At 69.1% G+C, this 6,285-nt stretch carries 10 protein-coding genes; 3 read left to right on the top strand and 7 right to left on the bottom strand.

Translation table 11 applies throughout. From position 1 onward, the window contains the following. Window positions 1-511 precede the first annotated feature (511 nt). The 7 genes from ACZ38L_RS37940 to ACZ38L_RS37910 all read right to left on the bottom strand — a co-directional run bounded on the left by ACZ38L_RS37940 (window position 512) and on the right by ACZ38L_RS37910 (window position 4,893). Window positions 512-754, bottom strand: a complete 243-nt coding sequence (locus tag ACZ38L_RS37940; RefSeq protein WP_465702423.1) for an aquaporin — start codon at window positions 752-754, stop codon at window positions 512-514. Next, window positions 742-1,269, bottom strand: a complete 528-nt coding sequence (locus ACZ38L_RS37935) for an aquaporin (RefSeq protein WP_465702421.1) — start codon at window positions 1,267-1,269, stop codon at window positions 742-744. The genes ACZ38L_RS37940 and ACZ38L_RS37935 overlap by 13 nt, the downstream gene beginning before the upstream one ends. Further along, the gene (locus tag ACZ38L_RS37930) at window positions 1,266-1,919 is read right to left on the bottom strand and encodes a hypothetical protein (protein WP_465702419.1); all 654 of its coding nucleotides are present in this window, start codon (window positions 1,917-1,919) and stop codon (window positions 1,266-1,268) included. The genes ACZ38L_RS37935 and ACZ38L_RS37930 overlap by 4 nt, the downstream gene beginning before the upstream one ends. Window positions 1,920-2,220: 301 nt before the next feature. Next, window positions 2,221-3,363: an ATP-grasp peptide maturase system methyltransferase gene (gene tgmC / locus ACZ38L_RS37925; RefSeq protein ID WP_465702417.1), complete on the bottom strand. Its 1,143-nt coding sequence runs from the start codon at window positions 3,361-3,363 to the stop codon at window positions 2,221-2,223. 88 nt (window positions 3,364-3,451) lie between these two features. Then, complete coding sequence (locus tag ACZ38L_RS37920) at window positions 3,452-3,661, bottom strand: DUF397 domain-containing protein (protein WP_465702415.1); 210 nt, start codon at window positions 3,659-3,661, stop codon at window positions 3,452-3,454. Between the two features lie 183 nt (window positions 3,662-3,844). Further along, the gene (locus tag ACZ38L_RS37915; protein WP_465702413.1) at window positions 3,845-4,057 is read right to left on the bottom strand and encodes a DUF397 domain-containing protein; all 213 of its coding nucleotides are present in this window, start codon (window positions 4,055-4,057) and stop codon (window positions 3,845-3,847) included. Next, window positions 4,054-4,893, bottom strand: a complete 840-nt coding sequence (locus tag ACZ38L_RS37910; protein ID WP_465702410.1) for a helix-turn-helix domain-containing protein — start codon at window positions 4,891-4,893, stop codon at window positions 4,054-4,056. The genes ACZ38L_RS37915 and ACZ38L_RS37910 overlap by 4 nt, the downstream gene beginning before the upstream one ends. Before the next feature lie 122 nt (window positions 4,894-5,015). Between ACZ38L_RS37910 and ACZ38L_RS37905 the strand changes: the two genes are divergently transcribed. From ACZ38L_RS37905 to ACZ38L_RS37895, 3 genes are all read left to right on the top strand, one after another. Then, window positions 5,016-5,462: an ATP-binding protein gene (locus ACZ38L_RS37905; protein WP_465702408.1), complete on the top strand. Its 447-nt coding sequence runs from the start codon at window positions 5,016-5,018 to the stop codon at window positions 5,460-5,462. Beyond that, entirely contained in the window at window positions 5,459-5,761 is a 303-nt protein-coding gene (locus ACZ38L_RS37900; protein WP_465702406.1) for a hypothetical protein, read from the top strand. Before ACZ38L_RS37905 ends, ACZ38L_RS37900 begins: the two co-directional genes overlap by 4 nt. Before the next feature lie 142 nt (window positions 5,762-5,903). Continuing rightward, window positions 5,904-6,285: DUF397 domain-containing protein (locus ACZ38L_RS37895; protein WP_465702403.1), on the top strand; the 382-nt coding region annotated here is incomplete at its 3' end.

Below are 6,285 nucleotides of genomic sequence, written 5' to 3'. Positions count from 1 at the left end.
TGCCGTTCGGGAGATGTGGTGGCGGGGTTTGGTTCCCGCTGCCGCATCTGGCGACCTGGCCATTGTTAGCGGGCCTCGGGGTGGGCTCCAAGGGGTGCTGAAACGATGGCCGGTCGTAGGTCGCGGGGTGCGGGGGTGGCGCGTGGGCACGCCGGTACCCGGGACAAAACGGGCGAAACCTCCATTTCGGGAAACTCGCCCGAATGCCGAAACGTGCCAGCTGACCTGCGGAAATGCCGAAGACGACGGCTCCCAGCGGGAGGAGTGCCGTGCGCACGGCGTGAGGAGCTGACGGGGGGCCGGGAGAAGTCCACTATCGCCGGTAGTGGACTTGGAACGGCTGTGGGCACCGTCACTGCACGCCCCGCCCCGATGTCCGTTTTCTGTGCGTTTGAGGTCGTTTGTGTGTGGTGTTGCGTGGGATCTCGAAGGGTCCCGCCGACCTGCTCAGCCGCTCGCTTCGGAACGGCGAACGGCACGCCCGGGGCCTGCCCGGTTCAAGGAGGGAGGTTCAGAAGGGGGAACCGGCGGAGCGGGTGCCGCACAGCCGATGCGTGGCCACGGCACGCCGCTTCGTGAGCCTGGTGCGCAACGGTGCCGCCAGAACGGCGCCCACCATCGGAGCGAGCAGGTAGACCCAGAGGAAGTCGAGCCGACCCGAGACGATCGCCGGCCCGAACTGGCGGGCCGGATTCACCGAACCGCCCGTCGTGGTCCCCAGCAACGCGATCGCCATGCCGATCAGCAGCCCCACGAGCCAGGGAACCAGCGGCGCCAGCCGGTCCACCGACAGGAAGAACCCGACCAGGAGCCGATGACGGCCATGGAAACGGTCTCCGCCGCGAAGAGGGCCCCGGCCGACCAGCCGAGACCCGGTCGCAACGCGGCGTCGCTCACCGGCGGCCGCCCCGCCGCAGGGCCCCACACGGCCCGGGCCGCGAGCGCACCGAGCAGGGACCCGAGCAACTGCGCCACGACATACGGCACGACCGCGACCCCGGCGAAGACCCCGAAGCGCCACATGGCGAGAGAGATGGCCGGATTGATGTGGCCGCCCGACACCTTCCCCACCGGGCTGAGGATCAGCCCGGCGAGGATCAGCCCGACGCCCGCCCCGATGATCAACAGTTCCGCATGGAGCTGAGGGATCGCCGCGGACACGGGCGAGGGGCCCGCGACCCATCGCACGATCGTGACGACGCAGAAGAGCAACACGAACGCCAGGAGGCACTCCGAAGCGCTGCCCCGGGCCACCACCGTCCAGGTCACCGCACCGGCCGGGACCCGGGGGGAGGGCCCACCGCGCGGCTCAACGGCTCGCATGGCAGTGGTCTCCTCGAGGCGGCGGGGCGTGGTCTTCGGGGCTCAAGGACAGATGACCACCCGGCCGCGTGTGCGGCTCCCTTGCCGCTGCTGAGCCGCCTGACCTCGGAGCCGATCTCGTCCGGGCCGCCGTCGAGCGCGATGAACTCCTCGATGACCGATGCGGCAGGGGTGCCATCGGCGGGCCGGACCCGGTCCATGCCGATCACGCGGGCACCGAGGGCGTGCGCGATCTGGGCGACCGCGCCACCCACACCACCCGAAACGCCGAACACCGCGATGGTCTCGCCCTTGCCCAGCTGGGCGACCTCGACCGCGCCGAGCCAGCCGACGACGAAGTTGACCCCCACGGTCGAAGCCTCCTCGAAGCTCAACCGCTCGGGCTTGCGGACCAGAGCCCGCGCAGGCACGGCGAGCAACTGCGCGTGCGAGCCGTCACGTGTGAAGCCCACGTCGCCTCCCGTGCCCCAGACCTCCGCACCGATCCAGTCCCGCGGTCCCTCGAGGACGACGCCGGCGAAGTCGCGTCCCGGGGTCCGGGGCAGGGTCGTCCACTCCATCGCACCGGCGACGTTCCTCAGGTCGGAGGGGTTCACCGAGGCGGCCTAGACGGCGATGACGGCCTCACCGTCGTCCGCCACCGGATCGGCGCAGGTCGGCGACGTGCAGGACGTCGGGATCGCCGAAGCGGTCGAAACGCAGCGCGCGCATGGCGGACCCCTTCCGAGAGGGAGACGGGATTCCCGACCGGGAACGGCGTGACCTGCTGTTCGACCCGCCCACCGCGCACCGAGCGCAGACCGTGCCCTTTCCCAGCCCACCACGACCGGTGGCAGGCGGCGAACAGGAGGCGATCCCCCCTGTGCCTTCCGAGCCGAACCGCCACCGGAGATCCACTCAGACGGGCAGATCCCACCCCGGGCCGTCCTCGCCGCCGAGCCAGACCCGCTGACCGCGCTCGGTGACCGTCAGGCCGAACGCCTCCTGGTGCGGGCCACCCCGGTCCCGCCACTGCATCACCGCGCTCTCGACCTGGTCCCACAGGCGCAACGGGCCGCGCTGGGTGATCGTCCAGCCGCCGTCCCCGTCCGGCTCACTGCGGGCCTGCGACCCGGTGGCCACGTCCAGCAGGATCTGCTGCCCGCCCGCCCCCATCCGCTCGGCGGAGGGCGCGCCCAGCTGCGCCACCCAGCTGCCGGTCCAGGTGCCGAGCACGGTGGGATCGATCCGGCTGGGCCGCTCATCGCCGGGGGCCAGGGTGATGCTCTGCCGGGGTGGGGGAGTGTGGGGGCGCGCCATCATGAAGCTGGTGTATCCGGGCAGGAACTTGCCGCTGGCGCGTCCGGGCTCGGTCACGGTGAGCAGGACCAGGGCGAAGCCGTACGACCACCCGGACAGCGTCACGAGGATCTTCCCGCCCGGCTTCACCTGGTAGAGCCACGGATGCGGCAGGTACCGGATCGCGCAGGTGGCGATCAGCCGGTCATAGGGACCGCCCTCGGCGTGGCCGTCGAGTCCGTCGCCGACCACCAGGGTGGGCGCGTAGCCGGCCGCCTTGATCGCGGCCTCCGCCCGCTCGGCGACCCCGGGGTCCACCTCGACGCTGACGACGTTCTGGTCCCCGAGCCGGTGGGCGCCGAGGGCGGTGGAGTAGCCAGTGCCGGTGCCGATCTCCAACACCCGGTGTCCGCCGCGGACATCGAGTTGCTGCCACATGCGCAGCACCAGGGACGGCAGCGTCGAGGACGAGGACGGCGCGCCGGTGACCGTGCGCCCGCGCGCATCGCCCGGCCGCGTGCCGCCGTCGAGCTGGGTGACGAGGGTCTGGTTGGCGTAGACCGCTTCCAGCCAGCCGGGGGAGTCCTGGTGCACGGCCTGGTAACCGGTCGGGTTGCTGCCGGGCACCTCCCGGAAGTACTCCGACAGGAACAGCTCCCGGGGCACCGCCTCGGCGGCCCGGCGCCACGCGGGATCGGCGAGCGTGCCGTCGGCGGTGAGCTGTTCGACCAGGGCGGCACGCAGCGCGGCGGAGGGGGTCACGGGTTGGGGCCTTTCTGCAGCAGGTCGGCACAGCGCGACAGCCCCCGCGCCGGAACACCGGCCGAGGGCTGACGAAGGCGAGGGTGGATCACGAACCGGCGGGGAAACAACCGGTGTGCACGCCTGACACGAACGCCTGCCACGCGTTGGTGGGGAAGACCAGCGCGGGTCCCTCGGGGTCCTTGGAGTCACGGACGGGAACGACGGTGGCGAAGTCCGGGGAGATCTCCACGCAGTTGCCCCCGTTGTCGCTGTACGACGACTTGAACCAGGAAGCGCCGGACAGGTCACGGACCATGGGGAAAGCTCCTTCCGAGCAATGCCGGTTGAGGCGAGTGGAGCCGCAACCACAGCGTCACACAAGGCAGTGACGGCCCGCAGAGTTCTCACGCAACGATCACACCGGCGGGTTGAGGGTTGACACAGCGCGTCAGCCCCCGCACCGGAACACCGGCCGGGGGTTGACGAAGGCGAGGGTGGATCAGGAACCGGCGGGGAAGCTCCCGGTGCGCACGCCTGCCACGAACGCCTGCCACGCGTCGGTGGGGAAGACCAAGGCGGGGCCCTGGGGGTCCTTGGAGTCCCGCACGGGAACGACGCCGGGAAGGCCGGGCGCAAACTCGATGCAGTTGCCGCCGTTGTTGCTATGCCTTGACTTCACCCACCGAACGCCGGTCAGGTCGATGTGCTTCATTCAAGTTCCTTCCGAACAGCGCGGATCATGGCGAGTGAAGCCACCGTGGACAGGGACTCCACCTGCAGCCGATCGTAGTCTCTCTCCCAAGCCGCGACGGGTTCACGGCCCCGCTCCAGGTTCCCTCGAAGTTGCGATTCGGCATACCCGATGACCGAACGATCGGGCAACGTCAGCAGGACCACTGGCATCGTGAACGGGACATGTTCAGCAAGGCTGTACGGGGCGACTTGAATCGTGAGGTTCGGACGATCGGCAAGCTCCTCCATATGGTCGAGCTGAGAGAGCATCACGTCATGCCCACCCACTGGGCGCATCAGGCAGCTCTCATCCATGACTGCGTGTACGAGCGGTGGCTTCCTCTGCTCCAGCACCCGGTTCTGTCGGGCGGCGAGGAACGCAATCCGTTCGTCGGCCTGCTCCCGGGTGATGCTTCCACGCTTCACGGCGGCGAACGCCAGTGCCTCGGTATAGCGGGGAACCTGAAAGAGCCCAGGGATCACCCCCAACTCAAACGTCCTCAAGCGCCGACAGCGCCCCTCGCACTCTGCGAACTCCTCGAAGCCCTCAAGTAACGCAGCACGGCTGTACCGCCGCCACAGCTCTACGAAGGCCCCATCCGTCTCGAACACCATGTCGGCTTTTACAGCAAACTTCTTTGTTGGAGAACGTGTAGCTCTTTCGATGCATGACACAAGGGTGTTCGAGTAGCCCATGCGCTTGCTGGTCTCGATCTGAGACCAGCCTCTTGCTCGCCGTGACCTGCGAAGTTCTGCGCCGAACCGCGCAAGTTGAGATGACGTTGCGTCAACTTCTTGTTCAGGCAAGATCGCCACAGCCTTTTACATGCGGGAAGTGTCAAAGTCAAAACCCTTCCGATCGTACGGGGTTCGGCCGATTCTCCGTAGTGGATCCACTACGGAGAGGAGCGATGGTGGGCGTGTGCAGTGAGGCCCTCATGGAGATGGCCGGCAAGCGGGAGTGCTGGTTGCCGCGCAGTGCCAGATCCCCGGGAATCGCACGGCAGTTACTGGCGGGCATGCTCGCACGCGTGAGCGGTGGTGAGCGGTTCGCGGCTGACGGTCTGATCGTGCTGACCGAGCTGACGGCGAACGCCGTACAGCACGGCAGCCCCCGAGGGTGCCAGGTCCGGGTTCACCTGGACGTGGATGCGGACCGGTTGCTGATCGAGGTGCACGACGCCAGTGGCGCCCCTCCCGAGCTGCGTGAGGTGTGCGCGGAGGATGAGGCGGGGCGGGGGCTACTCTTGGTCAAATCGCTTTCTTCCCAGTGGGGTTGGCGCCCGCGTGGCGACCAGGGAATCGGCAAGATCACGTGGGCGGTGCTCGCTCCTGCGTCCGACGCATCGGGGCCACGTCAGGGTGAAAGGAACGATGAGGGATGACCGGCGAGAAGAGCGTGGCCGCCGTGGGCCCGGTGGTCGTGGAGCTGACCGGACTCGTCGAGCCCGCGACGTTCGATCGGGTGCCGGACGCGCTGGGGGCGCTGTGGGAGTCCGTCCGGCTCCTGCCGCTGGGAAGCCTGCAACTCAACTGGTTCAGGGAGATGTTGATCGGAGAGGACGCGCTTTCCCGTGCGGAGGACGTCCTGCGGCGCGGCGAGGGCTTGGCGCTGCCGTTCACGCTGGCGGATGGCCCACACGTGCTGACGCTGCGGTCGGTCGGACGAGAGGTGCCGATGTGATGTGGTGCCGACAGGGCTGTGCGGTACGGGGAGGCGGGACTGTGGGGGCGGAAGAAGCCTGCGGTCAACCGCAGGCGGGTAGGGGTGCTACCCAGAGCCGCATCCCTTGACCTCATTGCTAGGCACGAGAGGAACCGCACCCATGACTGGCCCAGATCTGTCCCGCGCTTCCTGGTTCAAGTCGAGCCACAGCGGCACTGGCGCTTCCTGTGTGGAGGTCGCCTCCGACTTCCCCGGTGTGGTGCCGGTGCGGGACAGCAAGGACCCCGGCGGCCCCGCCTTGGTCTTCTCGCGTGAGACGGTGGGCGGCCTTCGCCCGGAGCACTGCCGCAGGGGAGTTCGGCGAGGCGTGATCCCTCGGCGAGGCTGTCCAGGTGTACCAAGACCCCGGCGAACTCGTCGCCGGGGTCTTGGGTGTTCGGTCTGGTTCGGTCCCGGGGATGGCCGAAGGGGCCCGGTGCGCGGTGGCGTTCCGGGCCCCTTCGGGGGCGCTCCGAGGGTCCCTGTCCGACGCGTGGAGCGCT

Source organism: Kitasatospora sp. NPDC024654 (assembly GCF_055559155.1).
This window is presented reverse-complemented; position numbering and strand designations above follow the sequence as displayed.

Excerpts from the sequence above, each read along its gene's own strand:
- ACZ38L_RS37920 (WP_465702415.1), bottom strand. The coding sequence starts at position 3,661 with ATGGTCCGTGACCTGTCCGGCGCTTCCTGGTTCAAGTCGTCGTACAGC.
- ACZ38L_RS37915 (WP_465702413.1), bottom strand. The coding sequence starts at position 4,057 with ATGAAGCACATCGACCTGACCGGCGTTCGGTGGGTGAAGTCAAGGCAT.
- ACZ38L_RS37905 (WP_465702408.1), top strand. The coding sequence starts at position 5,016 with ATGGAGATGGCCGGCAAGCGGGAGTGCTGGTTGCCGCGCAGTGCCAGA.
- ACZ38L_RS37900 (WP_465702406.1), top strand. The coding sequence starts at position 5,459 with ATGACCGGCGAGAAGAGCGTGGCCGCCGTGGGCCCGGTGGTCGTGGAG.